35 protein-coding genes are annotated in these 26,128 nt (G+C 33.9%); 22 read left to right on the top strand and 13 right to left on the bottom strand.

Translation table 11 applies throughout. From position 1 onward, the window contains the following. Positions 1–12: 12 nt before the first annotated feature. From MHB70_RS30540 to MHB70_RS30505, 8 genes are all read left to right on the top strand, one after another. The gene (locus MHB70_RS30540) at positions 13–3,171 is read left to right on the top strand and encodes a type I restriction endonuclease subunit R (protein ID WP_341343735.1); all 3,159 of its coding nucleotides are present in this window, start codon (positions 13–15) and stop codon (positions 3,169–3,171) included. A 200-nt stretch (positions 3,172–3,371) separates the two neighbouring features. Further along, on the top strand, positions 3,372–3,794 hold the full coding sequence (locus MHB70_RS30535; protein WP_341343734.1) for a hypothetical protein: 423 nt from the start codon (positions 3,372–3,374) through the stop codon (positions 3,792–3,794). 217 nt (positions 3,795–4,011) lie between these two features. Further along, a complete protein-coding gene (locus tag MHB70_RS30530) occupies positions 4,012–4,269 on the top strand; it encodes a hypothetical protein (RefSeq protein WP_000658305.1) in 258 nt (85 codons plus the stop codon). A 93-nt stretch (positions 4,270–4,362) separates the two neighbouring features. Then, positions 4,363–4,602, top strand: coding sequence for a DUF3961 domain-containing protein (locus MHB70_RS30525; protein WP_088024517.1), 240 nt, complete (start codon positions 4,363–4,365; stop codon positions 4,600–4,602). Between the two features lie 173 nt (positions 4,603–4,775). Then, positions 4,776–4,994 carry a hypothetical protein gene (locus MHB70_RS30520; protein WP_086390725.1) on the top strand — a complete coding sequence of 73 codons (219 nt, stop codon included), beginning with the start codon at positions 4,776–4,778 and terminating at the stop codon, positions 4,992–4,994. Between the two features lie 15 nt (positions 4,995–5,009). After that, positions 5,010–5,153, top strand: coding sequence for a hypothetical protein (locus MHB70_RS30515; protein WP_000690452.1), 144 nt, complete (start codon positions 5,010–5,012; stop codon positions 5,151–5,153). A 94-nt stretch (positions 5,154–5,247) separates the two neighbouring features. After that, positions 5,248–5,751, top strand: coding sequence for a hypothetical protein (locus MHB70_RS30510; protein WP_341343733.1), 504 nt, complete (start codon positions 5,248–5,250; stop codon positions 5,749–5,751). Positions 5,752–5,806: 55 nt separating this feature from the next. Further along, positions 5,807–6,163, top strand: a complete 357-nt coding sequence (locus MHB70_RS30505) for a hypothetical protein (RefSeq protein ID WP_341343732.1) — start codon at positions 5,807–5,809, stop codon at positions 6,161–6,163. 587 nt (positions 6,164–6,750) lie between these two features. On the opposite strand, the gene MHB70_RS30500 is transcribed toward MHB70_RS30505, so the two are convergent. The 3 genes from MHB70_RS30500 to MHB70_RS30490 form a co-directional block, all read right to left on the bottom strand. After that, entirely contained in the window at positions 6,751–6,936 is a 186-nt protein-coding gene (locus MHB70_RS30500) for an aspartyl-phosphate phosphatase Spo0E family protein (RefSeq protein WP_427306305.1), read from the bottom strand. 217 nt (positions 6,937–7,153) lie between these two features. After that, a complete protein-coding gene (gene hfq, locus MHB70_RS30495) occupies positions 7,154–7,342 on the bottom strand; it encodes an RNA chaperone Hfq (protein WP_000990397.1) in 189 nt (62 codons plus the stop codon). Beyond that, complete coding sequence (locus tag MHB70_RS30490) at positions 7,339–8,196, bottom strand: hypothetical protein (RefSeq protein ID WP_341343730.1); 858 nt, start codon at positions 8,194–8,196, stop codon at positions 7,339–7,341. The genes hfq and MHB70_RS30490 overlap by 4 nt, the downstream gene beginning before the upstream one ends. Positions 8,197–8,502: 306 nt before the next feature. Between MHB70_RS30490 and MHB70_RS30485 the strand changes: the two genes are divergently transcribed. From MHB70_RS30485 to MHB70_RS30470, 4 genes are read left to right on the top strand one after another with little or no spacing between them, the layout of a single operon-like run. Then, entirely contained in the window at positions 8,503–8,919 is a 417-nt protein-coding gene (locus MHB70_RS30485) for a hypothetical protein (RefSeq protein ID WP_341343729.1), read from the top strand. A 10-nt stretch (positions 8,920–8,929) separates the two neighbouring features. Then, on the top strand, positions 8,930–9,253 hold the full coding sequence (locus MHB70_RS30480; RefSeq protein WP_098859267.1) for a hypothetical protein: 324 nt from the start codon (positions 8,930–8,932) through the stop codon (positions 9,251–9,253). Positions 9,254–9,265: 12 nt separating this feature from the next. Then, complete coding sequence (locus MHB70_RS30475) at positions 9,266–10,429, top strand: FtsK/SpoIIIE domain-containing protein (protein ID WP_341343728.1); 1,164 nt, start codon at positions 9,266–9,268, stop codon at positions 10,427–10,429. Beyond that, positions 10,413–11,066, top strand: a complete 654-nt coding sequence (locus MHB70_RS30470) for a replication-relaxation family protein (protein WP_341343727.1) — start codon at positions 10,413–10,415, stop codon at positions 11,064–11,066. Before MHB70_RS30475 ends, MHB70_RS30470 begins: the two co-directional genes overlap by 17 nt. 28 nt (positions 11,067–11,094) lie before the next feature. Here the strand turns inward: MHB70_RS30470 and MHB70_RS30465 are convergent, their stop codons facing one another. Beyond that, positions 11,095–11,316: a transcriptional regulator gene (locus tag MHB70_RS30465; RefSeq protein ID WP_097980178.1), complete on the bottom strand. Its 222-nt coding sequence runs from the start codon at positions 11,314–11,316 to the stop codon at positions 11,095–11,097. A gap of 380 nt (positions 11,317–11,696) precedes the next feature. On the opposite strand from MHB70_RS30465, the gene MHB70_RS30460 reads away from it, so the two are divergent. Further along, positions 11,697–12,155 (top strand): endonuclease domain-containing protein, encoded by a 459-nt coding sequence (locus MHB70_RS30460; RefSeq protein ID WP_341343726.1) that lies wholly within the window; start codon positions 11,697–11,699, stop codon positions 12,153–12,155. Positions 12,156–12,187: 32 nt separating this feature from the next. On the opposite strand, the gene MHB70_RS30455 is transcribed toward MHB70_RS30460, so the two are convergent. The 8 genes from MHB70_RS30455 to MHB70_RS30420 form a co-directional block, all read right to left on the bottom strand. Next, on the bottom strand, positions 12,188–12,745 hold the full coding sequence (locus tag MHB70_RS30455; RefSeq protein ID WP_341343725.1) for a MerR family transcriptional regulator: 558 nt from the start codon (positions 12,743–12,745) through the stop codon (positions 12,188–12,190). 109 nt (positions 12,746–12,854) lie between these two features. Then, a complete protein-coding gene (locus tag MHB70_RS30450) occupies positions 12,855–13,238 on the bottom strand; it encodes a hypothetical protein (protein WP_341343724.1) in 384 nt (127 codons plus the stop codon). Continuing rightward, complete coding sequence (locus tag MHB70_RS30445; protein WP_086387843.1) at positions 13,238–14,398, bottom strand: ParM/StbA family protein; 1,161 nt, start codon at positions 14,396–14,398, stop codon at positions 13,238–13,240. The genes MHB70_RS30450 and MHB70_RS30445 overlap by 1 nt, the downstream gene beginning before the upstream one ends. 229 nt (positions 14,399–14,627) lie before the next feature. Further along, the gene (locus MHB70_RS30440; protein WP_001189040.1) at positions 14,628–14,909 is read right to left on the bottom strand and encodes a helix-turn-helix domain-containing protein; all 282 of its coding nucleotides are present in this window, start codon (positions 14,907–14,909) and stop codon (positions 14,628–14,630) included. After that, positions 14,893–15,318 carry a hypothetical protein gene (locus tag MHB70_RS30435; protein ID WP_341343723.1) on the bottom strand — a complete coding sequence of 142 codons (426 nt, stop codon included), beginning with the start codon at positions 15,316–15,318 and terminating at the stop codon, positions 14,893–14,895. The genes MHB70_RS30440 and MHB70_RS30435 overlap by 17 nt, the downstream gene beginning before the upstream one ends. Positions 15,319–15,366: 48 nt before the next feature. Next, complete coding sequence (locus MHB70_RS30430) at positions 15,367–15,810, bottom strand: molecular chaperone DnaJ (protein WP_341343722.1); 444 nt, start codon at positions 15,808–15,810, stop codon at positions 15,367–15,369. A gap of 197 nt (positions 15,811–16,007) precedes the next feature. Then, positions 16,008–16,934, bottom strand: coding sequence for a tyrosine-type recombinase/integrase (locus MHB70_RS30425; RefSeq protein WP_341343721.1), 927 nt, complete (start codon positions 16,932–16,934; stop codon positions 16,008–16,010). A 1,072-nt stretch (positions 16,935–18,006) separates the two neighbouring features. Further along, entirely contained in the window at positions 18,007–19,011 is a 1,005-nt protein-coding gene (locus MHB70_RS30420) for a Replicase RepFR55 (RefSeq protein WP_341343720.1), read from the bottom strand. A 450-nt stretch (positions 19,012–19,461) separates the two neighbouring features. On the opposite strand from MHB70_RS30420, the gene MHB70_RS30415 reads away from it, so the two are divergent. Beyond that, positions 19,462–20,628 carry an AimR family lysis-lysogeny pheromone receptor gene (locus MHB70_RS30415; protein ID WP_341343719.1) on the top strand — a complete coding sequence of 389 codons (1,167 nt, stop codon included), beginning with the start codon at positions 19,462–19,464 and terminating at the stop codon, positions 20,626–20,628. Beyond that, the gene (locus MHB70_RS30410) at positions 20,621–20,767 is read left to right on the top strand and encodes a hypothetical protein (protein ID WP_000170513.1); all 147 of its coding nucleotides are present in this window, start codon (positions 20,621–20,623) and stop codon (positions 20,765–20,767) included. Before MHB70_RS30415 ends, MHB70_RS30410 begins: the two co-directional genes overlap by 8 nt. A 330-nt stretch (positions 20,768–21,097) precedes the next feature. On the opposite strand, the gene MHB70_RS30405 is transcribed toward MHB70_RS30410, so the two are convergent. Next, a complete protein-coding gene (locus MHB70_RS30405) occupies positions 21,098–21,733 on the bottom strand; it encodes a helix-turn-helix domain-containing protein (protein WP_095022356.1) in 636 nt (211 codons plus the stop codon). Positions 21,734–21,856: 123 nt separating this feature from the next. On the opposite strand from MHB70_RS30405, the gene MHB70_RS30400 reads away from it, so the two are divergent. The 7 genes from MHB70_RS30400 to MHB70_RS30370 all read left to right on the top strand — a co-directional run. Next, complete coding sequence (locus tag MHB70_RS30400; protein WP_000881199.1) at positions 21,857–22,093, top strand: helix-turn-helix domain-containing protein; 237 nt, start codon at positions 21,857–21,859, stop codon at positions 22,091–22,093. A 165-nt stretch (positions 22,094–22,258) separates the two neighbouring features. Further along, the gene (locus tag MHB70_RS30395; protein ID WP_341343718.1) at positions 22,259–24,523 is read left to right on the top strand and encodes a SpaA isopeptide-forming pilin-related protein; all 2,265 of its coding nucleotides are present in this window, start codon (positions 22,259–22,261) and stop codon (positions 24,521–24,523) included. Between the two features lie 32 nt (positions 24,524–24,555). Then, positions 24,556–24,738, top strand: a complete 183-nt coding sequence (locus tag MHB70_RS30390; RefSeq protein ID WP_087969562.1) for a hypothetical protein — start codon at positions 24,556–24,558, stop codon at positions 24,736–24,738. A 35-nt stretch (positions 24,739–24,773) separates the two neighbouring features. Continuing rightward, positions 24,774–25,310, top strand: coding sequence for a type IV secretion system DNA-binding domain-containing protein (locus tag MHB70_RS30385; RefSeq protein WP_086401320.1), 537 nt, complete (start codon positions 24,774–24,776; stop codon positions 25,308–25,310). A 60-nt stretch (positions 25,311–25,370) separates the two neighbouring features. Next, a complete protein-coding gene (locus MHB70_RS30380) occupies positions 25,371–25,553 on the top strand; it encodes a hypothetical protein (protein WP_000802604.1) in 183 nt (60 codons plus the stop codon). A 59-nt stretch (positions 25,554–25,612) separates the two neighbouring features. Next, on the top strand, positions 25,613–25,852 hold the full coding sequence (locus MHB70_RS30375) for a hypothetical protein (protein ID WP_341343717.1): 240 nt from the start codon (positions 25,613–25,615) through the stop codon (positions 25,850–25,852). 32 nt (positions 25,853–25,884) lie between these two features. Further along, positions 25,885–26,128 (top strand): hypothetical protein (locus tag MHB70_RS30370; RefSeq protein WP_341343716.1); only part of this gene is annotated, 244 nt, incomplete at its 3' end.

The raw sequence follows: 26,128 nt of genomic DNA, 5'->3' as shown, positions 1-26,128 counted from the left end.
GAGGGAAGAAACATGACAAAGATACCACATAATGATGAAGCTGAAGTGGAACGTCGCCTGATTGAAGTATTAGGGGAAGGACATAATCAGTGGAATTATCGTCCGGATTTAAAATCAGAAGAAGACCTATGGAAGAACTTACGTAAAATAATCACACAAAATAACTTATCAGAAATTGGGGAACATCCCATTTCTGATAAAGAATTTGACACGATTAAAACAGAATTACTATCGAAAACAAAGACACCCTTTGATGCTGCTAGATGGCTTAAGGGGGAGAATGGAATCTCTCGTATCACAATTGAACGTGAAGAGGTTTCTCTAGGTTCATTGTCGTTGGTGTTGTATTCCAACCAAGACATTGGTGGCGGAATCTCTACTTACGAAATCGTTCATCAGATTGCGAAAAAAAAGGCAAACGTTGATGATCGTGATCGCCGATTTGACGTGACACTTTTAATTAATGGTCTTCCAATTGTTCAAATTGAATTAAAACAGGTCTATGCCAAAGACGGTGTATTCCAAGCCTATAATCAAATCAAGAAATACGCAGAAGAAGGGATGTTTAGAAATAATATCTTTTCAACTCTTCAGTTATTTGTCATTTCCAACCAACAAACGACTCGCTATTTTGCCAATGCGATGCCAAAAGACATGCATAAGAAATTTATCTTTAGCTGGCGTACAACGGACAATCGAAAAGTAGAAAATCTCTATGAATTTGTGAAACAAGTTTTAAACATTCCAGATGCACATCGCTTGATTGCCAATTATACGATTGTTAGTGAGGACCAAGACAATAAAGCCTTAATGGTGTTACACCCTTATCAAATTCATGCGATTGAAGCCTTATTTACATCTGCTATGAAGCATGAATCAGGATATGTTTGGCATGCGACTGGTTCAGGAAAAACGCTGACAAGTTTTGTTTCTACGAAGTTATTAGCTCGCAAAACAGGTGTGGATCGTACAATTATGTTGATTGACCGGAAAGACTTAGATAATCAAACTACAACTGAATTCACCAAATTTGCTTCCGAGTTTAATACCGGTATTTCTTCTGGTAATGCTAAGTCTAATAGTTTGATTGTTGGAACCGGAAGTGCGAAAGAATTAAGTAATACCCTACTATCTGATGCCAATTCTAATACGGTGGTTATTACCACTCGTCAAAAATTAGAAGCTGCCTTGCGCTATTCTCAAAGACTAGAGGAACAAAAAGGCACCCAGCGTTTTAAGAAACTATTGGGTCAACATATTGTCTTTGTTGTGGATGAATGCCATCGTGCATTAAGTGCAGAAGGGATGGAAGTAATTAAGGGATTCTTTCCAAACTCTACGTGGTTTGGTTTTACAGGAACACCAATATTTAATGAAAATAAAAAACAAGCAAAGGGCCAATTAGCTCGCACCACTCGTGACCAATACGGAGAGGTCTTACACACCTATACAATTAAAAATGCGTTAGAAGATGGGGCTGTTTTAGGGTTTCAAGTAGAGCATGAAGATACGATTGAGCCAACATCATTAAACAATCATATTTTTAGGAAACTGCGTCAAAATGAAAAATATGCCAATCTTGGTGATGATGAAATAAATGACATGATCGATCAAATGGATGGAAAGGAAAAGGAAGCATATCTTGAACCATCTTCTTTCGAAGATGATACCCATATTCAAAAAGTCATACATAAGATTTTCCGACCAGATAATGCCTATACAAAATTTGATTTCCAAAACGGTCGTCCTCAAAAGTCTGCCATTTTAACAACAAGTTCCATTGATATGGCGAAACGCTATTACCAGGCAATTAAAGAAATGACCAAAGATCCCGAATGGTTGGCAAAGGAATTTGCTGGACATCCGATTCGAATGGGGCGTACGATTGAAGATCCAGATTTCCCACGGATTGCTATTACCTATTCGATACAAGAAAACGAAGATAATTCCAAAGAAATTCAAGATGAGCTGAAAGAAATTATTAAGGACTATAACGATTATTATCACACTGCATGGTCGATAGAGGATATTGAACGGTATAATGGCGACATCAACAACCGCTTGGCTCGTAAAAAGGGTGAGTTCAAAGAGTTTGGAAAGCAAATTGATTTAATCATTGTTGTAGATCGCTTATTGACTGGATTTGATGCACCAACGATTCAAACATTATTTGTGGATCGAAATTTAAGTTATGCCAATTTGATCCAAGCCTTTTCTCGAACTAATCGTACCTATCCAGGAAAGAAAAAGGGATTGATTGTGACATTCCGAAAACCTTCGACAATGGAACAACATGTAAAGGATGCGACTAAGTTATATTCTGAAGCACAGGAAGAATCTGAGCTTGTTTATCCAACTTATGATGAATCGAAAAAACGCTTTAAAAAGGCTCACAAATCATTACAAACTCTAGTGCCGAATCCAACCGATATTAATGAACACTCTCCACTTGAAAATCGGATTGAATTTGTGAAAGTTTTTCAAGAGCTAAATAATGCCTACGAAGCTTTAGTCACATATAATGAATACAACGATGATATGGAGAAATCAAAAGTACTTCAAGAACAGGTAAAGACATTGGAGGAATATATTGGTGTATACAACACAGTTAAGGGTTCGCTAGTAGATGAAGGGGGCCAAGATGGACCAACTCCGGATTTCTCAGACATTGAATTCTATGGAGAAAATGCAATAAAGATCTATGATATTGACTCAACCTATATTGATAGATTATTAGGAACGTACTCAGCCAATAATAAGAATATCCGGGACGAAATTGAAAAAACACTTCAAAAACTGAAGAAATCTGAAATTGTTAAAAATGTGTACCGTGTGATTTTAAACGCGATTGATACCAAACTAATAGATTCAGGTGAAGATATTCTTGTAGTGAAACGACGCTTTTTCACGGAATTCTATAATAAAGAGATTGAGAAATTTGCGAATACATGGTTTGTGGAAGAAGGAGAACTGCATTCATCCGCGATTCAATACGTGATAGGGACAGACCCTATTCCAAATATCAGTAGAATTATCAATAGCAAGCAATTTGATAAATATAAGGTTGTACATCCAGATGCAAAACCATTAAAATATGGACCAGAAATGAAGCGTCAGTGGAGAAAGGCATTAGATGAAGTGATTGTACCTTTGAATGATGAGTTAAAATAATACCTTTTTGAAATTAATGTTTTTCGACATGTTTCAAATATTATTAAGTTGTATTTTTGAAATAAAAAAGTCCAGTTTTTCAGCCGTGTCAAAAAGTGTACTTTTTTGACACGGTGTATAGATTTCTAATAGATTAAGTTAATTCCCCCATTTCGGGGATTTGGGCAAAACAACTTTATATGAAAGGACTGGGTATATATATGGAGAATCAACCAAATTGGCAACCTATCCAAAACCTGCCTATCATTACAAACCTAATCGATGGTCAATTTACAGATGCTAAGGAACAATATGTAAGTCTTTTAGAAGCCTGCAATAAACCCCATGTGTTGAATGATACAACCATACAGCGCACCATCCATGTTTACACAGAACAACTTGAATTTGTATGGATATTTGAAGAACAGCTTTCCAAATGGAAAAAAGAAGAGCGTTTAACACCTATCGAACAAAGTGAAATTAAACGCCTTCAAGGACAAGTGCAACAGTTACACAGCATTTTGACCGATATTCTAGCTCTAACAGAAAAATTAAAAGAAGGAACCTATGAAAAAGTAATGGAAAAAAGTGATTGGCAACTTGGAATAGAATCTTTGCAAAGGATTAAAAAATCCGATGACTGAGAAGTAATGTTGACATGAAAACAGAATAACTGTCATCTAGTGAGTAGCTCAAAAAAGAATGAATTCTTACCGAGCCCCTGATAGGGCTTTTTTATTTGTCGAAAAAATTCGAAAGAAAGAATAGGAAAACACTTGCCTTTTTAACCTATATAGGTTAAATTTTAATTGAAAGGAGGTTCATATAAAAATATTTATAGATTTAGAAAGGGATTTGTTAATGAAGGAAATTGATAAGTATATGTTTCTTCAAGAAGCGGCTATAAGATGGGGAATACCCTATGAAACAGTAAAAAACAAAGTAAAACCATCTTTAGCAAAAGAAGAACAAATTGATAGTATGATTGAACGCGGTTTGATTAAATATTTTGAACCGCCGCGTGATCCAAACCGCATATATAAACGGGATCAAAGGTCTTGGCTTGTATCGATTGACGCAATGCATGAATGGTTTGGTGAACCGAAAAATAAAAAGTAAAAAAACAAAAGAGAAAGATGTTTCCGCGCCTGCCAGCCTGGAAAAACACCTTCCTCTTATGGGCCAACATAATTTAAGAAAGGAAGAATGGCTATGAAACAAATCCTAATCAAAATTACGTCTGGTGAGCCTATTTTAACACAACCTCACCTTAAATTTAAATTCCTCAAAAAATTTTACTCATCTATTTCAGAAAATTACAAAAAGTTAAATTGTTACTTTGGTATTGAAGAAAATGTTTCCGATCAGATTTGGTTTTATGGTTTCTTTGCAACCTCCATTTTTATGATGCTTTTCACTTACTTATTTTCGGGTATCCTATATGGATTTTAGAGGGAAGCCATATGGAAGAACGCCTATTTTTAAAATCATCCCTCTAGAAAGGAGAGAAAAAATTGATTCAATCATTAAAGAATACCATGCAATTTATTGGTTTGATCTTAATTAGTGCGTTGATTGCTGTCAGCTTAGTGAATTAGTTCTTTAAGAAAGAAAGGAGCAATCACATGGAAGATTACAAATGTAGAGCGTGTGGAGAGATTGCCGCGGAAGGATTTGCGTTAGGAAGACTATGTTATTACTGCATTGAAGAAGTCGTAATTCATATGAAAAAACAGATAGAAGACAAAGAAATTTCTTGTACGCATGGAGATAATCAAACAATCGAAATCAAGGGAACAGATGAATCTATAACGGTTTGTCATGAGTGTGGAGAAGAATTATAAAAGGGAGGCAAGAAAATGAAAATCGGTGTATCTGTATGGAGAGTTCTTTGCAAAGAAACAAAGTTGAAATTGCTTCAAAATGCTATGCAAGAGAGTAAAAGCCGCTTTACAAAACAATCCCTTTCCATTGTTATAAAGCAACAGAAAGGGGAAGTGTGATGAGTGATCGTATTGGTGAAGGGCACAAGAAATAAGATGCCTTCAAAAATATTTTAGCATGTTCATTTAGGAAATAAAGGGGGAATTTCATGTGATGAGAACAGTTCAATTATTGAAAAGTGAAGAATTTGAAATTGGTACAACGGATAAAAACGGGCACAAATTAAGACAGTCTGATTTTGTTGTCACACAAGATGACTTTGAAGGTATTAGTATCTGCCAAATCTTATACAACAGTATTGAAAAAGAATTTGTGGCCATGAGTGATTCTAATTGGTGGATACCATATCATGATTTATCTGTTGCAACAGAAAGGCTAGATTATGTCATTGCGAAAGAGTTTTTGGGGCTAGAAAAATGCGGTACATATTGGGGTAAGAATCGCACACCATTTATTAGAATGCCAGTTGAATATTTTAATCCCGTTGAGGAATCCACTTTTATTTTAGAAAAATTAGGGAGGCAATATGACGATCTATTGAGCATAAAAGAAAATGGGTGCTGGTACCTAACAGTGAACAAGAAAATATATAGTGAAAAACGTCTAGGGATAGCCGCCTGTTTAGCCGCTGTTGATACTGTAAGAAACAATAAGTAGGGATTTGATTTTAAGGAAGAAATACAAATTTAAATTATAAATAGGGGGAATTAAAATGTTACATGCAGTTATGCAAGAGCAAAATTTCTGGAAAGGCCAGAAACAGAAATTCCGAAAAAATAATAAGAAGTTATTAATTTCATTAGAACCACATTTGCATGAAAGATTGGAAGAGTTCGCATTGTATAACGAAAATTTAGATCAAATTGCATCGGAGTTAGTAACAGAAGGTTTAGACTATATCTATATGGAGGATATACCTGTAAGGCAATCTCATGCTTTTCAGCATTTTGTAGAAATTGAATTATCACCATTTCAGCAAAAACTCTTACAACAATTGGCACTCAAACGAGGATGCTCAACAAGAAGAATGGCATATACAGTATTACATTTCATGCTCAAAACAAAGTAAAAGAATCCAATCATAAAAGAAGGATTCTTTCACCAGGTATTCGTTGGCAAATGACTTCACCTAAGGAATTGAGTCTCGTACACTCAATTCCTTTTTTATGTTATAAAAAAGAATATAATTTGTCAAAAAGCATTTGTTATAGAATAACAAATGCTTTTTGTTGAACTTGAATTGAACACTTTCAGAAAGTATTTATATTGTTTGCCTTTTTCTCTTGAAAAATTGTGCCCTCAATCACTAATTTTAACATAAAATATAGAAAATGTAGCGTTTTAATATCAAAAAACCCATTGGTTTTATATGGATTCTTTCTTTATAATAATGAAAGGTAGTTCCCGAATGTAGATAGGCTCTCATGCAAGAAAAGCACGAGAGCCTATCTATATAAAAAAGATTGGATATTTGCCAATCTTTTGGTGTAAGAGGTTTAATGACAGCTTGTTACTACAACTCTTTTTTATTTTTAAAAAATAATCAGAAAATTAAATTTGATGTTTTTCTCAATATGTCTTTTCATATTTTTGAATTATAATATAATTAATTCTTTTTATTTCTATATCTGTCTCTTATCTTCCTTTTATGAATCCTTATTGAAAGGATTCTTTTTTTATCCTAATTTTTTGGTCTAATCGATATTTCCCCATTGCTTCATAGATTAAAAGGTCTAATTTTTGACTAAAATCAATTACTTTTTGATGACTAAATCCATATTTTTTTACAAGATAGCTCAATTCTTCTTTTTGATCTTCTATCATGTCATGTAGTAATCTCATATCCACTTTTTCTTTTAAACTCCTTTATACATAGAATCTCGAAAAAAATTGTACCCAAAAAAATGCAAACAAAAAACAAGGCTGAAACCAGCCTTGCCTTAAAGGAAAAAACTAACTCTTATATCTAAGAGTACATTATGTATGGAAAATTTTGAATTGTATATGCCTAAAAAAGGATAAAAAGGTTATAATTGTAAGATTTTGAAAGTTTGTTATTCTATAAAGAAACAGTTGATATCGCTTGTTTATAAAGGAACATTTGCTTTCCATTGCTTAAAATTAGTACCGAAAATTTATCAACAGCGATAATTTTTCCAGGTACCCTGACACCGTTTATTAGAAAAACCGTCACTTCTTTTTTTTCTTCTATTAACTTTTCATAAAACTTCTCTTGTGTATACATCATTTTGATGGTTGCAACTCCTCTCCTTTTTTGGAACGGTTCATTGCTTCTAAGAATACATATTCTTTTACTGTTAACTCAACCGTGGGGCAATATTCAATCTTTGATAATTCGTGAAATAAAGAAAGGTTTTTTTGTAGTTTTTGAATCATTTCATCTAAAGTGATTTCTCCTACACCATACTCGATTACTGGATTTAAAAATACGTCTACATCTATTAAACTTGGTTCAATTAGAGAAACAATCTCTTGTACCTTTGGTAAAATAATTGTTTCATAACGTTGTTTGAATAGTTCTAAGTCTTCTGGTGCGGGTTCATTTTCACATAGCTTTTTGAAAGATAGTACACGAATATCATTTTGTAACGAATCAATACGCTCTTCATAAAAGGCCTTGTCGAACCCTTCTTTGTCAGCAACATCATAATGAAGTTCTGTTTGTGATCTACGCTTTTTCTTATAAGAATCCATAAGGATTTTTTCTTTTGCATTAAACATCATAATAAAAACAGTACGTTCTAGATTCATGATTTGGTTTGCTACGCTTAATGTTTCATCTAACACTTTTGTGCGTTCTTCTTCACTTAACTTTTTTATAGAGGATGGAACAAGGTTTTTGACATTCTCAAACGACTCTGAATTTGTAATGTGTTGAAGAGAAAATTGAGCGACCTCTGGTAAACAAGGATCAGTTGTTTTGTCTAAGAGTAACAAATCTTTAATCGTTCGCACTGTATTTTTGATCTCTTTTTGAGCTTGCTGAACTTTTTCTATGCTTCTTTCCATGTATTCTGGTTGTTTAAGACGATTGAAAATGTATTCTCTTCTTTCTTCAAAATGTTGTTGTAAAAGTGACATAGCTGTTTCCTTCCTCCTCTATTTTCTGAATTGATTTAAAATTCTTCTTATATTGTATCATTAAAGTTTACGAATTGGGACGGTAGCAAAGTTTATTTGGAAAGACAAGGTTTGAAATTGCATATCAGACAATCAGTGATACATATTCTTTACCAAAGCAATTACCAAAGTGGATATCAATCTTATAACCAAAGAACCTATCATGATAGCACTATCAAAAGAAATCTTCGACTATCACATATTTTTAGGGGATTTTGAGTTTTGTTTATAGTAGGAAGAATGGAATGAGAAAAAGGAGGAGGAACAATGAATAATTCTTATGAGATTATTGGGAATCAAATTAAATATTATTTGAGGGATGATCTAACGAGAGGATGGAATAACATTCCTAGTCCGCAATTTCGAAATGTGAAAGAAATTACAGAATGGTGTGGAAGTTCAACAAACGAAATTATGTGTGGGTGGGATGCGCTTAATCAAAATGCAATGAGTACAACGGATACAACAAATTTTTTATATAGGTGGATTAGTTGGTATGTGACAGAACCATTAGACAGTACAGCACAAGAAATACGAAAGTTACCAGATGAACTTGCGAATTTCATAACAAATGTACCTGTTGAGACATTTGAACTCATTAAGAATACCTCTCATATGGTGTTAGATTGTATATGCTTTGTATTGGACTGGATACCAAATTTGTTAACGATATTCTTTTTTTAGGAGGGAAAACATGCTGAATCGAAAAGAAACAATTTCTTTTCAAGCCTTTATGGACCAATCTTATAAGAAGAAAAAGCAAACAAAGATGTATAGTATTGGCCCTATTAGTCCGTTCGCATTTTTTCATATGTCATCACCGCTTGTTCATACGTATGTAGCCCTGGGAATAGTAGGCGGTCTTACAATTGGAGCTGTTTTGCTGGAAAAATACTTAGTACGAAATGATTATGTTTTTGCATCCAATCTCCTTTCTAATGGTCTGTATTACGGTGTAAGAATTGGAGGGATTGGGTTCATTGGTTATGTATTTATTCGCATTTTACTCATGTTGTAAGGAGGGTGACCAATGAAAGGATGGTTAAAAAAGAAAAAATATAAATATCAGTTAGAAGAAGTATTTAAGAAAGCGAAGCTATACGATGAGCACATTACACGAGGTGGAAAGGTCCCCATTTATCCTAAGATTCATGATGTTTTCGTAGGGAATGAAAGTGTACGGTATACTTTCACATTACCAAACGGCGTTGATCCAGCTCAAATTCATAAGAAATGGTTTTGTTTTCAGCAAATACTAGGTGAAAATCTTATGATGGAAGGTAATATTAAAAAGTTTGTACTCCATGTATTTCATTCTAATGCAAGTTTACAGCCTTACGATTACAGTTATAAACAATGGCAACCATTATTAAAACAATATCGTCTTCCAATCGTGGTAGGTCGGGATCAATTTGGTAATACGATTGTGTATGATATGGTTGATTCAAATACACCGCATTTACTGATTGCGGGAGAAACAGGAAGCGGAAAAAGTAGTATAGTACGTGTGATTTTAGCTACATTAATTCAACAGATGTCACCAGAACATTTACATTTGTACTTGGGAGATTTAAAAAATTCAGAGTTTCATTTTTTAAGAAGAGTGAAGCACGTGAAGTATGTTTGCATGGAAGAACATGAAATGACGAACATGTTAGCAAAATTATGGAAAGAGGTATTGCATAGAAGAAAGTTAATGGAAGAATATGAGCTAGGTCATATTGATGAATACAATCAAATAACAAAAGATAAACCCTTACCATATATTTTTATTGCCATTGATGAAGTAGCAATGCTACAGGACGAAAAGGAATGTGTCACCATAATAGAAAAAATATCAGCTGTCGGCAGATCGCTTGGTATCTTCCTCATGCTAAGTATGCAACGTCCAGATGCAAAAATACTTGATGGTAAGTTAAAGCTCAATTTGACGGTAAGAATGGGCTTTAAATGTGCGGATTTAATTAACAGTAACATTGTGGGGACGCCTGGATCAGAAAATTTAAGTCAATCGGGTCAAATGATTTTAAAATTAGATGGTTTAAAGAAGGTGCAGGCTCCTTATTTGGCATTGGACCAGGCGAAAGAAATAATAGAACCTTATCGTTTATCTAAAGAGCAAAGTATAAAGAAGGAAGAGTCAGAGCATCAAGAAGACAAAATCTTTGGGGTGTTAGATGATGCTAACCAATAGAGATAAGCAAATTATAGGCCATTTACAGCAGTTTAGATGTATGTCGCGTGATGATATTATTGATCTTCATTTTAAAAATGTAAAAAATGCAGTAACATGCTGTAATACTGTTACAAAACGGTTAAGCCGCGAAGGATACATTGATGTAGATACATCACAACGTCCATACGTGTATTTTCCTTATCCAAATACCATTCGTAAAGGAAGCCAAAAGATACGTCATTTTTTAGCGATTGTAGATGTATATAAGCAGTTATTGCGAACTGAAAGACCGAAGATATTTCAAGTAGAACCTAAGTATAAGAAAGGGTATATGGAACCCGATATATTTACCATTTGGCGCAAAAGTCCGTTTTTTATAGAGGTCCAGAACTCTATTTACAATAAGGCTACGATCCAAACAAAAATAAAGCGTTATGAATCGTATTTTCGTAGTATGGAATGGAAAAAAGAATCCTGGCAACCGAAACATAATATGGTATTTCCCTCACTTTTAATCCTTACTGACCTCAAATATTCAATCTCTAGTTCTAATTTCCGTATTTTTCAAGCGCCCTCTATTCAGCATTTTCTTACACAAGTACAGCAACCTAAAGACATATCGGTTCAAATAGGTTCAGTCAAAGCAAAATTATGAAAGCACAAGATACTGTTTCTTGTGCTTTTTACATTTTCCAAAAATCATGTGACTGTGCGTAAGGGTCTACTTTTCTAATAGCTTTCAAGAGTTTTTTCATTACAAGAGGTGTTGGAATATACGTTTTGTCACGACAAGCCTTTGTTAAAGTTGCACTAGATATTTTTGTAGTTTTAAGTATTTCTTTTTGTTCAATTCCATGACGATCTAACCATTTTTTGAAAAGAGTCTTGTTATCTTTAAAAAACATATGATACATCTCCTAAACTTGTATAATTTATTTACAAGTTTGGACATATATTTTAAAAAGTATTCTCCTATTGTTTTAAAAAAATAAATTTCTGATGGGAATTTCATAAATTCATAGATTAATCAGACGAACGATTTTATTAATTTTCTGCTTGGAATTGGGTATACATATAATGCAAAGATTTGACTTACGCATCATACAACAAATCTTTGCAAGGCGCTTTCCAAAAAAAATTAAATACGTTTATTCTTAGAGAACATGAATAAGGACAATTTTGTTTTACGCGTATAAGGTAAGTAATTGAAAAATGGGTAAATAGAAAGGGTTTGGACATATTACATTTTAAGTATTAACTCAAATTTGTATTGGGGCGTGAAAGGATGACCGGTTTATTCGTTGTATTGGGATGCACACTTGTATTTCTTCTTGTGTCACAAATTTCCACTCCACCATCTACCTATAATCCAAACAATGATACACAAAGGGCGAAATGCTCTAACAAATTAGAGAAAAGAGTATATGATGCATTGCGCTTTAATGGTTATTATCCGATTGTGCAATATAAAGTACCTAATAAACGTTTTAAGTTAGATTTTGCATTTTTTTCTCCAAAGGGTTTAAAAATAGATGTAGAAATTGATGGGCCTTTTCATCGAACACCAGAAGGAACCAAACGAGACAGAAGAAGAGATAAATACATGAAAACAAATGGTTGGAAAGTGATTCGTATTACTGATATTTCTTTAAATAATGGATTTGAAAAACAAATACTTTTGTTGATAGCATCATTAAATGAATTAGGGATAGAACCTTCTAAAGAATCAGAACTTGTTTGTTAGAAGAAAAATAAAGACGTATGATGTAGTTTTCATCATACGTCTTCACTTTTTGAAAAGAGCTTAGACCAGAAACCTTGTTTTTCTTTTGGAGCATTAAGAGCTTGTTTGCTTTCCTTTAGCTCCACGTGTAATTGCTCAATTTGTTTGGACTGTTCATGTAATAGTTTTTTTTGTTCAACCATTTCGTCTGAAATAACGCCTAAAATTTGCTTTAACTCACTATTTTCTTGTGCTAAAGTCTGTAATGCGTCCATTACATTTTCATAACGCGTTATATGATGCTTGTTTTCGTCTGTGACGGGGGGCGTAACAGGTGCTAAACTGTTAGGAGGATTCATTGATATAATAGCGTTTGCGGCATCATCTAGCGTCATAGATTTACTTTTACTTAATTCTTGTATTTTCCTTAGAATTATAACGTCTTTGTCAAAAAAACCGCGTTGGTCATGGTCGTTACGGTGGAAGTTATAGCCGCGGTCTTCTAATAAACGGGCATATTTACGTATAGTCCCTTCCTTAACTCCTAATAATTCAGCAACTTCGCGGGTCCAATAAACATTTTGTATATCTGTTACGGCGTCATGTGACACGTCACATACACCTCCTTTTCGGATAATATTATACACTTTTTAATAGAATCCTTGTGTATTTAATGAAAAAAGAGTCGCTCTTATAAAAGAACAACTCTTTTTGATTGCATTATGCATATGGATCATCGTCTAAATTATTTAGTTTATTCCATGATGTATTTTCTTCTTTATCATGGGATTCCCCAGGATTCGTTATCTCTTGACTTGTTTCGATATGAGTTTGATTCGAAACAGGTGTATGAACAAATGTTGCATCTTTATCATGTTTGATTGTTAAAGGCGTTGTTTCGTTATCCAGTGCAAATGTATATTTGCGCGGTAAAATTTCCGCTACATCTGTATTACCAATTTGTTTATGAAGCTGTTGCGCCGCATACAAAAAGAACATTGTTAGATCACTTTGTTTGTTAATAAAATCGATCATTTCTGGTGAAATGTCTTTCTTAATATAGACATTTGCTCTATCACCAGCTTTGTATATTTTACGAGCCATTATTTTTCACCGACAGGAGCAAGCGCTTTTTCTTTTAATTCTTCAAATCTTGGAGAGCATGTGTACACAAGTAACCCGCGTGCATTTACGAAAAGGGGGTCTTTTAAGAAAATAACATTTGTTAAACGTCCTTTTTGCTCTAAAATTTGCTGTAGGCTTTCTTTTACGATTGCGGCACCGCCACCATAAATGAATACATACGGATCGTCTTTCATATCATCAATTTTATTAATAATATCAGTTGCAATTCGATTTGCTAAACCTAATAATGCGCCGCGTGATGCCTCTTTTAAACGAATATGACGAGGATGTTCAGAATCAAGATAAATTGCATTAAATTCAGCAATACTGTCTATTGTCTTTTGTTTATTGTTTAAGTTCCAAACCTTGATAATATCAAGTAAAGTTTCTTTCACTCCATATGGTAAACCACGACTCATTTTATGTTTAAAACTAACACCATGAGAAACAACTTCTTCTGTCGTACCAGCGCCAATATCGAAAGATAATATTGTTTTGTCAACAAAGTCTATTTCTGTAGTTTTGTCTTCTGTAGTTTCTACTTTTCTTTTGATGGTTTTACCTTTTTCATCATAAACGATTCCCCATGAACCCGCCGCACCTTCTGGTAAACACTTGCAAAATTCAATTTGGATATTAACTACTACTTCACGTCCGCTTGGGTGATGGAATTTCACTGTATGATGATTCATATAACGCTCTACAAATTCTTGTGCTGTTTGAGGCGTGATTGTTGCGACAGGTAATGCAACAGAAAGATCATAAGTAACATCAATTTTATTTTTACTTGGTTGTTTTTTCATAGCTGTAATTGCTAAACCAGCTAATGTAACAAGTAGCACAAGATCATCTTTCGATTTATCCGATTTCTTTTCCATTTCAATACCTTTAATGTTTTCATCAATCACTTTTTGACCAATAATGTAACGCAGATTGTTTGCTTTTAAGGTAGGTGATGAAATTGTAACATCAATGTTATTTTCTAAATCTTCAACAGAAATATCCTCATCACTCAAAATGTTTGTTGCTTCTCCAATGTGATGTGAATAAATACTTGGTATGAATAAAGGATCAAGACCTAATACATTTAACTTTAAACCACTGTTTCCCGCGTCCGCACCAGCTTTAAGAATTACCATATATAAAAACCTCCTAAAGATTATTTTTTATCGATTAACTTAATTCCATTATATGCTAAACTCTTTTAAAAAGTCAATACAATTACACACAAATTAATACAATTTAATACAAGTCAATACAAAATTATTAGTGAAAATCTATAAAAATCATTAAAATACAAGTGTTTTTCGTATTGATTCGTATTTACTTGTATTCATTTGTATTGACTTTTATTGATTTTTACATAATTTAATTGTTTTTAGATCGTGGGGCCGACTGTCTTTTTGAAATAATCCACCTGTTACCTATTTTTTTGGCTTTTACTTCTCCCGCGGCACATAAATTTTTAATTGTTCCTGGTGGCATATCCCACTTTTCGGCGGCTTCTTCAACGCCCATGACTTCTTCTAATGGGTCGCTATCATCATTATTGTAATTAATCACTAATAAACGTAATGTTTCGCCTGGGGCGCTTGTTTTTTTAAGAAATTGCTCCCAGACATCGTCTGGAAGCCTAAATTTTCTTTGCATAAAATCCCATCCTTTCAATTTCGCAATGATATTCCTTTGCAAGCTGATCCGCATATTTTAAAGCCAGGTGACGTTCTCTACCCGTAAACATTTTTTCATGTTTATAAAAACCGTACACCCGTTCATTTTCTATATAATCTGTATTGACGTTTGGTCGCATTTCTAGTTGTACATGGTATTTCACATGATTTGTAGAATAATCTCTTCTCCTAACAAGTGTCACAACACTTTTAAATTCAGTATTTGCAACAGTTTGAGCGTGCTCGTAGATATCCATTTGATAATTTTTAAGCTTTTTTATAATTTCTTCTAATCTTTCTATATCCCGATCCACCATATCACTATAACTCTTTAATCTTTTCATATCATAGATATGCTTGAACTTTTCACAATTTGCATTTATATACATGTGGGCATCTCCTTTTTTTTTTAGAAAGATAAGAGGGGAGAACCCCTCTTATGCTTCAAGTTTCGGCTTGTTTTTCGTAACTCGTTTTACCTCGTGCATTGATCTGATTTCATCGAGCGAGAAGTCTTTGTTATGAAACTTCTTGTACTCTCCTTCATACCAATACCAAGCCTTTTTCTTAGATGCCCATTTAAATCCAAGTTGTTTTAATTCAGTTTTCAATGAGTAGGTGTTGCCTGTGATCCAAATCCAGGTCCCAATGATCTCAATTTCAATATCGTATTTTATAAGTTCGTCTATGATGTTTTGGTATGCTCCATTGTTTTGCTTTCCAGAGTTACTATGTAGCTGTTCAAAAAGTCTGTCATACTCTTTCTTTAATGCGATAAAGTCTTCATGTTTTCCGCCTAAGTCTGGATGATGTTTTTTTGCTAGTTTCTTATATTGCTTTTTTAGTTCTTCGATGGAAGTGACACTTTGAAAAAATTTCATGGTCAACAGCTCCTTTTTAATATTTGAATGCGCTAGCGCATTTCTTAATTTTATTTTACCATGCGCTAGCGCACAAAACAAGCGTTTTTTTACTTATTTTGAATTTTTCAGAAATTGTTTTTTGGATTAACAAATAGCATAAAAAAGCCCTAGTTTTACTTACACCAGGGCTTTTTTATGCTTATATAAAACGCTTTTTATTGCTGTTTATTCCAGAATTGAACGTATCTATGTAGGGCCTCAACGCTTTTCAATCCCAAATACGATTTAATTTCAATGGGTTTCATGTCATTTTGTAGCGCATTTAATATAAAACGGTTCCGTAACATAGTAGGCGTTATATGGATTTCAGCGCGTTTTGCTTCTTTCTGTAACATGCGTTGTACAGCGATTCGAGTTAAAGCGGCGGGTTGGTCTTTTTCATAATCCCAACGGAACGTTTGCGGGCCGAAATCAAACGCCACAAAGAAGGGATCGCCCGTTTGTTGGCGCGGCCTAACAAGACTAGGAATCTTGTTGCAATACGATAAGGCAAGTTTTACATGCTCTTTTGAAAGGGTAATAGATCGTTTGTGGGCGTGTAGCCCTCCTGGGGTAATCGTATTTGTCCCAAAGTGTACATCATGCATAGAAAGCGTGAGTATATCCTGGATGGATAGTCCGTAATCTAACATGAAATGAATCAATAAAAGGTTACGTTCTAGAATAAACTTTCTTCCTGACGCCTGGTAGTCGGTTAATCCGTTATAACTACGCATGAAGCGGAATAGCTTTTTAATTTCTTTGTCCGATGCAAAGTGTTTAGAAGTTAGTCCAGGAGGGGAGACATCACTTTTTAAATCCTGGGCCACGCCATGAAATTGTAAAAAGTTAATCAAAATGCCTCGTACACGCTTGATATTAGAAATTGACGCTCCACGTTCCTTTTTAAGAGATTTTAAGTATCTTTCTAATACATTTGTATCAAAAGAATAAAAAAACGATTCTGGAGGCAATTTGACGTGTTTCTGAATCCATGATGTGAAAAGTGTGAGATCGTAGCGGTATTGTTTAACGGTGGAAGATTTACGGCCATGTTTTAACAGATCAGCAAGGAAAACATCAACAGAAAGTTCCCAAGTCATGTTTATATACTCCTTTGTCCTAAAAATTGTGTACCGCAATTATAAACGAGAACCATACAAACAAGCAATAGGGGATTCTAGGTCGAGGTGTTTTTATTTTGTCTTGTGGGATTCCAGAGCCTGGACATTGCGGGGCTCTGCGGAGACATATGGGCCTGGCTAGACAGGGTGTGGTGTTGTGATATAGGTGGATATGTAGATGTGTTGGAATGAGTGGAAGGCGAATGATGGGCCGATGTTGAGGGAGGACGATATGCGAGGAATGGGAATGGCCGCCGCCCCGCCTACGTAGTTTTATGAAAATCTGCCTGGCAACGGAATCTGATTCATAGCTGAATCAAGATACCCTTACCAGGAGAGCTTCGTTTTTCTTTTTCTTTACGTATATAGAATAAAGCTAGCGTTTATGTACATTAACCTCAATTTTCACTCATGCCGAACTGATGCCGCTTTTCATCATGTATACATAACATAGACATCACATTTGCATCACTCTGGCATAACATAGACATCAGTATTTTTACTGTATATTTAGATAGAATTAGAACTGATAATGGATAAATGACTATCATGATATGTAGAAAATAAACGAATAAAGCTACTCATAAATAGTGTGTTTGTTCGGAAATATGTTGAGCATCTAAAATAGTGTAGATTTGCATATTAAGAGAAGATAAGATTTGTATTTTCGTATATAGATCAATTTTAGGATGATATGTAGAAGTTTATAAAAAAAGACACTCCCAGTATAGGATACTTTTTATTACTAAATCTTGTTTTAAAAAAAATTAAAACCATTAAATACATTAGGATTTATTTTCGCTCAATAAGCCTTACTCTTACAAGGGATTAGAAAATTCTTCTTATTTAATTACTGATTTAAAAGCAGATTCAATTCGAGTATAAATTTATAGTGGATTTGTTGTGAGAAATACGCTTAATTTATAAAAGTATAATAGATTGATAATATGTTTAAACTATTAAAATAAAGAATGGCATGACAAAAAGCCTTGTTAGGGGTGAATTTTTTGAACAAGGCTATAAAACAATTATTTTTTTTGAAAAAAGAGATTTAGGCGTTCGGATCAATCATTTTTTTGAATAAATCCATTGGTGGTATGAGACTCTTTTTTGGTTTACCAAACGTCATATTTCGTATATTTTCTTTTGCTTGTTGATCTCTACGCTTTCTATGTGCAGTTAGCTGTTGTGTGTAGACTTTCATGAAATGTGCAGGCGTGCTTACTTGTGATTTGTTTACCTCAAAAATCTGTACACAATCCTCAAAAGTCTTTCTTGCTTCCCAATCTACGTCTGGCGGCATACGCAATGCGATTGTATAAGCATCTTTTTCAGTAATATTTGTGTCTTTACTTAAGATGTATATATAAAGTCTCTTTTGATCTTCACTCATGAATCCATCCATTTCGTGGAATCTTAGTTCTAACTTTTCACCCAAAGTAGGGGCATTCTCTGGCTTTTTTTCTTCTACTTCTTCATTTATAGGAGCAACAGAATCTAATATATCTATTCCCTGGCATGTAGGCACAGTTGGTTTTTCAGTTTGTTCTGTAGCTTTCTCCTGTTTTTTACTTAGTTTTTTAGATAGAAACTTTGTAAATGTAGAAAAAATATCAATTGAAAAAGCCCATTTTTGCTTAAAATATTCAATAATTTTCAAATAATTGGTATTGAGGCTTAATATGTAAATAGATGGTGCAATCTTACCATGACGTCTTGTTTTGATTTGATGGCATACTTCAAGGTCCTCTAACCATTTCAGAATAAAGTTGATGATTGGTATAGAAATACCCGATTTTTGACTGATTTGTTCTTGTTTCATTTGAGAGTATCCTTCTTGTACTAGGTAAGATAAAACAACTTCCAATGCCTGATAGCGGCGTGGTGTTTGTATGAAGAAATCTTTAGTGGTTTTACCTTCATGTTCGAACAGAATAATATCAATATTTTTAATTACTTTTTGTACTGTTTTATTGATAGCACCTCGCGGAACATGAACCAGGTGTGGACTTAATTCTCGTTTTGCTGTACTTAGTAAAAAGTTATTTAGTAGCATAAAAAAACCTCCTATTTTTCCCACCTAAAATAAACAGAAAAATGCTGGAAAAACAGAGGTTCTATATTCACATTACATATACAATATGGTATAATTTCAGTATCAAGTATGATACTAAAAAAAATCATATAAATTTTTTATGTGAATGAACCCTGTTAGGGAGCTTTTATCTGGTGTCGTCGCCAAACTTCAGCCAGATAAAAGCTCGAGGTGGGTTTATTTTTTTTGTTGTTATATTTGTATTGTAAAACGTTCCTCGCAAAATATCAATAAAAGATGAATAAAACCTATTCGAAATTCCAATAAAAATTTTCAGAATTTTCAGAATTTTTAGTGTATATTTTTTCAACCGCGTTGGTAAAGATTCGTAATATTCTAAAATAAAAAACATGAAGATATGTTAAAATTTTGTAAAGGGTTAATAGGGTTTAGTGAGGAGGAATTGTCACTATGAACGAGATCATTACAAAAGAAACTACAATGAAACATCTTATGGATGAAATATCGCAAAAAATAAACGAAAAATATACATTACGTAAAATAGCCAAATTATCGGGGGTAAGTAGAGAAAAAATAACTAGGGCAATTGAATGTAAAAACAAATATGAAATGAAATTAGACAGCTTTTTAAAAGTGGTTAGCATCTTATATGACAATTTAGAGGTAAGACGTCAAAAAATTAATACCTTTATACTCTTAATAAAAAGTCCTTTGAACATTAGGAAAGCCTTGTGTTATTCGCATGTTTCTGGTGATTACGAGATTATAGATATATTAATAAAAAAACATATTGATACCGATAGTGTGAGTCAGTACCTATTAATTTATGATTTATTTAATCGAAGAAATAAAAATGAAATTAAGGGGCAAAAAATAGTTGATGAAATTAAAGATTTAAAACTTTCTTCTAACGCAGAGTGTCAAGCGTTATCAAATTTGCTTTATACTGTGGCTATGTATGATGAGGACGAATCAAATGCAGTTGCTCCTTTCGCAAAAGACGCGGAAAAATCTATAAAAGACATTAAACAAACATATATAAAAGATCATTTATATATGCAATATAAAGAAAGGCTTGCTTATATATATTTGTTGAGTGACAAAATTGATAAATGTAGAGAAGTCTGTGAATCAATCTTAAAATCAGACTTAGAGATTCCGATGATTAAGGCTGTTGCAAAAGGGTGTTTAGGAGAGAGTTACATATATGAGGACCCTTTGAGGGCAGAAATGCACATGGAATCAGCATTGGAGCTTCTTGATAATATCCATGTCCCTAGAAAATCTCAAAAATATTTTGCTTTTAAAACAACATTGGCACATCTTTATATTGAAAATAATTTTAATCTTCATAAGATTGATTTTGATTATATTCATATCGGCGAACATGCTCATTATGAATGTTTACATGGAGATCGAGAAAAAGGACTTGCAATGTATAAAATTTTGGAACAAAATGGATTTAGTGCACATCAATTATATTCTTATTCAAAAGTAATTGGAGACATACAAGGTTTAAAAGAGGCATTAATATCTTTTGAAAGATCTGGAAACTTGTTTTATGCTAGAGGTGTGAAACAAGCGCTATTGAAAAGCGAGGTGAATTTAGTTGACTAAATATCTAATGTGCATACTACTTGTTTTAGGGATTTCAGTAACTTCCTTACATAATGAACCAGTTGAAAAGTTTGCTAAGGTTCAAGATAATCCCTCTTTAACTTCATCTTATATGATGGTAGACCCTGGGACTGGTTGAGTCTAAATTTAAAAAACTGAATTTTAAAATGATTAGACGCTACTTTTTGTAGCGTCTTTCGTACTTTTTAGGGGGTGGTGCGATTTTTGATTCTGTAAAAAAAATACACCACCTTGACGCTGATTCTTAAAATATAAGAAAAGGACGTGGCATTGTCATGGAATTAAATATTCATTGGTTAGAGCAAAATGTTAAGACTAATTGTTGTACAACTGATGTATATACTATTTTTAACCTATATATGGATTTAATCCAAATATGTAAACAAGAAAGTGCAGGGGAAAATATAGAAAAGACAGGCTAATTTAAACATAATTATTTTAACTAAACCTATTTGATCTTTTTTTGAGATTTAAATTCATTCATATAGGCGATCAATTTTTTCTCTAATTCAGCTCTATGCTCATCTGGAACGCTTATGTATGTTTCAAATAAATTCTTAGATAAGCGCGAGATGAGTTTTAATGTATCTTCATCCCTAACGGCCGCTTCTGGATTCAATAAATCATTTATACTTACTTTATGGTATGAAGCTATATTATTGAGCGTGGAAATATCAGGTTCTCTGAATCCATTTTCCCAGCCAGCATAGGTACTATAGGGAGTATTTAATTCTTCGGCGATTTTTTTGCGACTTAGTCCCTTTAATGATCTTAGTCTTTTTAAGTTTTCTTCAAGTGGTTTTAGTACATCTTTTTTTTCTAGATTTTTTATCATATCTAGTTTGTGATTTTGTATCTCTATAGAATCTAATGAAATTATTTGTGTATTAACTAATTCATCAATAAGAAGATCATAGTAAATAGAGAACTTTTTTAAAGATAGCAAATCTGGTTCCCTTAAATCATTTTCCCAATTGTTATAAGCATAATAAGAGATATCAATTTTGGAAGCTAGCTCTTTTTGAGTTAGCTTTTGTAAGTTTCTGAGATGTTTAAGGTTTTGTCCTAGAAATGTATTGGTCATAATTAAACTCCTTTGCATGGATTTTAAAACAAAATTGCGTTTTTGAATAAGAATTATTCGTTTCGTGTTGACTTTCGGCTTTAAGCCGAATACAATGTAATTAAGGGAAGGGAGGGTGAAAAAATGCTAGCGTCACATGAAAACAAAACCGTTGTACGAGAATACAGGGAATCCAAAGGTTTAAGTATTAAGGAAGTTTCCAAAGGCGCTAAAATTCCAATCGGCACATTATATGATGTTGAAATTGGAAGAAGGAGTCTGAAAGACAATAAAGCTAAAAAAATAGCTGATTTCCTTGAAGTTCCGATTGAGAAACTTTTCAGACCAACATATTATCGTGCAATACCCATCACAGAATGAATAAACCTCATGTTATTGATTACATCTATCTAAGTGTATTGTAAATGAAATTCGGCTAAAAGACGAAATAATTATGACTAAAGTATATTGTTCTATATTTAGAAAGATAAAATTCTAAATATTCTGTCCTTTGAAAACTGAATAATCCTAAAGGAGCTGTAAAAAATGGTTTTGAAACGATCGTATCAAACACTACTACTCTTTACGAGTGTACTTTTATTTGTGATGAGCTGCTTGATTCCACTGAATCAAGCCAGTGCGGAGGTAATCAATCGTGAAAGGTATCAGATGGATTGGGCCTATAGTCCGCAGTATGGGAAAGATGTTCGTACAGAGCTACTAAAGAACGCCAGTGGTCAAATCGCGTATTGTCTGGTATACGGTTTAAAATCCCCAAATGGAGAGGATTTACCAGAAGCAGGCAAAACAGATGATGTATCCTATCGTGTCTTAATGAATGGATACCCACAGAAAACACCAGAAAGTTTAGGTGTTTCTAATTGGCAAGAAGCCCATTACGCGACACAACTAGCTCTTTGGAATGCACTTGGCCAGATTTCCATTGATGAATTACAGTTCAAAAATGCGGCTGTTCAAAAAGCGGCAAAGAACATTATTCATGCGGCAAATCAAAGCCAGGATACACAAGATGTTTGGATGAATGTCATTCCAACGGATAAACAAGAAGCACAATTAAACGGTGAATATTTCGAAACAACAACATACAACGTTCAAACAAATGCAAAAAAAGGTACATTTCAAGTACAAATGAACAATGCACCACAAGGCACACGTATTGTCACAGAACAAGGTGAAGGGAAAGAAACATTCCAACTAGGAGAAAAGTTCCGTATTCAAGTACCAAAATCCTCTAAGAGTAGTGAACTATCTCTAAAAGTCGTTTCAAATTTAACGAATGTTCATGCAATCGTATATAAAGGAACAAGTACGATTCAAGATGCAACTGTATTATTAGAGCGCAGTACAGAACAAGTAAGCACAGACTTACAAGTATTCTGGAAAGCAAATGGCGCCTTAAAAGTGATGAAAGTGGATGAAAACAAAAAGCCACTACCAGGCGCAGTATTTGAAATCGCAAACAGCAATCAACAAGTTATGGGAACGATTACAGCTGACAAAAACGGTATCGCTGAAATGGGTAACTTAGAACTTGGCACATACACTGTAAAAGAATTGAAAGCACCTGTTGGATATGTGTTAGATGCTACACCAAAGCCTTTTGAAGTGAAAACAGGTGAAATTGCTGTTGTTGAAATGAAAAATGTACAGATCAAAGGCAATATTGAAATTAAAAAGGTAAGTGATACAGGCAAGATTCTCCCAGGCGTTGAATTTACAGTATTTACGCCAGAAGGAAAGGCAGTCACAAAAGTAACTACAAATCAAGAAGGGATTGCGAAAGTAAATTCTCTTCCGTTTGGAAAGTATTACTTCCAGGAAACGAAAGGATTAGAAGGTTACTTATTAAATCAAACAAAGTATCCATTTGAAGTAAAAGAGAATAATCAAACACTTACATTCGAAGTGAAAAACGATCAAGTAAAAGGAAATGTACAGCTTGTAAAAGTAGATGAAGATGGGAAAACAAAATTAGAAGGTGCTGTTTTTATCCTAGCTGATGAAAAAGGCAAGAAAATCAGTGAGCATAAGACAGACAAAAACGGGTTAATCAAAATTGATAATATCCCATTTGGAAAGTACCAATTCATTGAAAAGACATCACCAGCGGGCTATGTGTTAGTAAAAGACCCGATGCCGTTCAGCATTACTGAAAACGGAAAAACAATTGAGCTAGTTGCAAAGAATACAAAGATTAAAGGCTCAATTGAAATTACAAAAGTAGACGTAGCCGATGGAAATAACAAGCTACCAGGTGCAGAGTTTACGATCTATAACGAGCAAGGCCAGGAAGTCGTGAAAGGAAAAACAAACGAACAAGGCATTGCGAAGTTTGAGAAATTATCAGCTGGTAAATACACATATAAAGAGACATTCGCACCAGAGGGATATTTAATCAATGAAGAAACATTCTCCTTTGAAATTAAAACAGATGGTGAGATTATCAAACATGTTGTAGCAGATCAGAAAAAAGAAGTTCCACCAACACCAGAAACGCCACAACCAGAGCAACCGGAACAACCACAACCACAGCCAGAGAAACCACAACCAGAGAAGCCACAAACACCACAGGTCATTGAAAAACCTGTACCAACACCAGAGAAACCACAACATATTGTAAAACAACCACAACCGATGAAAGAACAACCTAAGAAAGTAGAAAGTCATTTACCAACAACAGGCGGCAAAGCTGAAAATCCATATTGGAAATGGATTGGTGTTACATTTGTCGTTCTTGGTAGCATCCTAGCTATTTACGCATTTAGAAAACGTAAGAATCAAGAAGTATAAAACACTCTCAACTGATTAGGGAGGGCGGGATCATGTGCATATTTGATGTACATTATCAAATCAATGATAGGAAATATACGAAATCATATTTACTTGCATTGGTGGAAGATGGGTTTCAGTTGCGAAAAAATATCCAACATGTTCTGTTTCAAGAGCACCAACAAGAAATTAAGATTCTTTCTACTGATTTAGAGGAATTAGATTTAGTAGCTTGATAAAAAACTGATACGAATGGAAAGGTGAGATTGCTATGTGTGGAACATTTATTGGAAGAAGTGCACAAATCCCAGCATTTATAAAACCAAAATGGTATGACATGAGTAAGTCAAATTCCATTGTCATAGAGAATGAAGGGAACAAAATGAATCCTCAATTTGTATTTGGAGAAGAAAATAGAAATATCCTGGTACGAGGTGGAACAGGAAAAGGAAAAACAGGTTTGATGAAGCAACTTCTTACCCTTGTCATGGCGGATAATCAACAAGCGACTGTCTTAGATGGGGATGGAGAGTATAAAGAATACGAAAAAATGGGTGCTCAAATTATCACTTTTACATCAAAAGATTCTTTTCTAAGCAAAACCGAAATAGAAACATGCAAACAATCGAATGTCGTTATCATAGATGAAGGATTAAGGTTGTATTCCAATAATCCAGAGGGATTCATCAATCTTTTAGAAGAACTAGAGGAACTGAATGTAAGAGTTTTTGTGAGTTTTCAAGCGATACCAGAAGAGTTATTGCACAGATTTGATGTGTATTTAGAATTAGACCCACTCATCGCTTAAAACTATATAATATTTCTATTTAACGATATAGAATGATAAAACAATACAGGAGGTTTTCTTATGAAACCAATTAAGCATATGCGAAGTAAACGCGGTTTTTATATTGGTCGAGTTCCACATACAACACATACACCTTCAACAAATAAGCGTACAGAAGAATGGACGGGAAGAATGGGAAAGAGCATGATTTTCTCTTCCCTCTTAGTCACATTAGACCCCTATAAAAAAGCGCACAAATCATAATATTCATGGGAGGACATTTTTTCGCTGAATATCCTCCCCATTTAAAAGGAGGAAGCAAGATGGGAAAACAAGCGTATCAAAATCGTCAAGAATGCTGGGAAACGTTCTGGAAAGAACAAGTAACGGTAAATGGTGAATTAGATATCGAACAAGTGAAGCAAGAACTCTTCAACTATAAAACACTCTTAGATCAAATTAATCAACCTCAAAACGGGATCGTGCAACCTCAAATTTTGATTCAACTAGCCGCTGAAGAACGAACACAAAAGCATCGTGAAAAACTAGTAGCCCTTGCATAAGGCCATTTCAAGGATAGAAAGGAAGTGAAGAAGTGGCGCACAGCAAGCTCGACAAAGAAATTGAAAACTTCATAGAAAAGAACTGGAAAATGCTTTTAGGTATAGGAGCTGTCGCATTTGTCTGGTTTTCTAAAGAAAAAATCCTTACAGAATTGATGAAGCTGGTGCCAACTGTAGTCGGTGTGTTTCGTGGGATTGCTTTATTGATCCTGTTAGGAATTGTCATACGAATTGTTTTACATGGCATCTATTTATACCTAGAAAAGAAGCGGTATC

The sequence above is a fragment of the Bacillus sp. FSL M7-1020 genome (assembly GCF_038050415.1).
Classification (GTDB): Bacteria; Bacillota; Bacilli; order Bacillales; family Bacillaceae_G; genus Bacillus_A; species Bacillus_A toyonensis.
The sequence above is the reverse complement of the archived record's forward strand: the minus strand, read 5'-3'. Positions and strand labels throughout refer to the sequence as shown.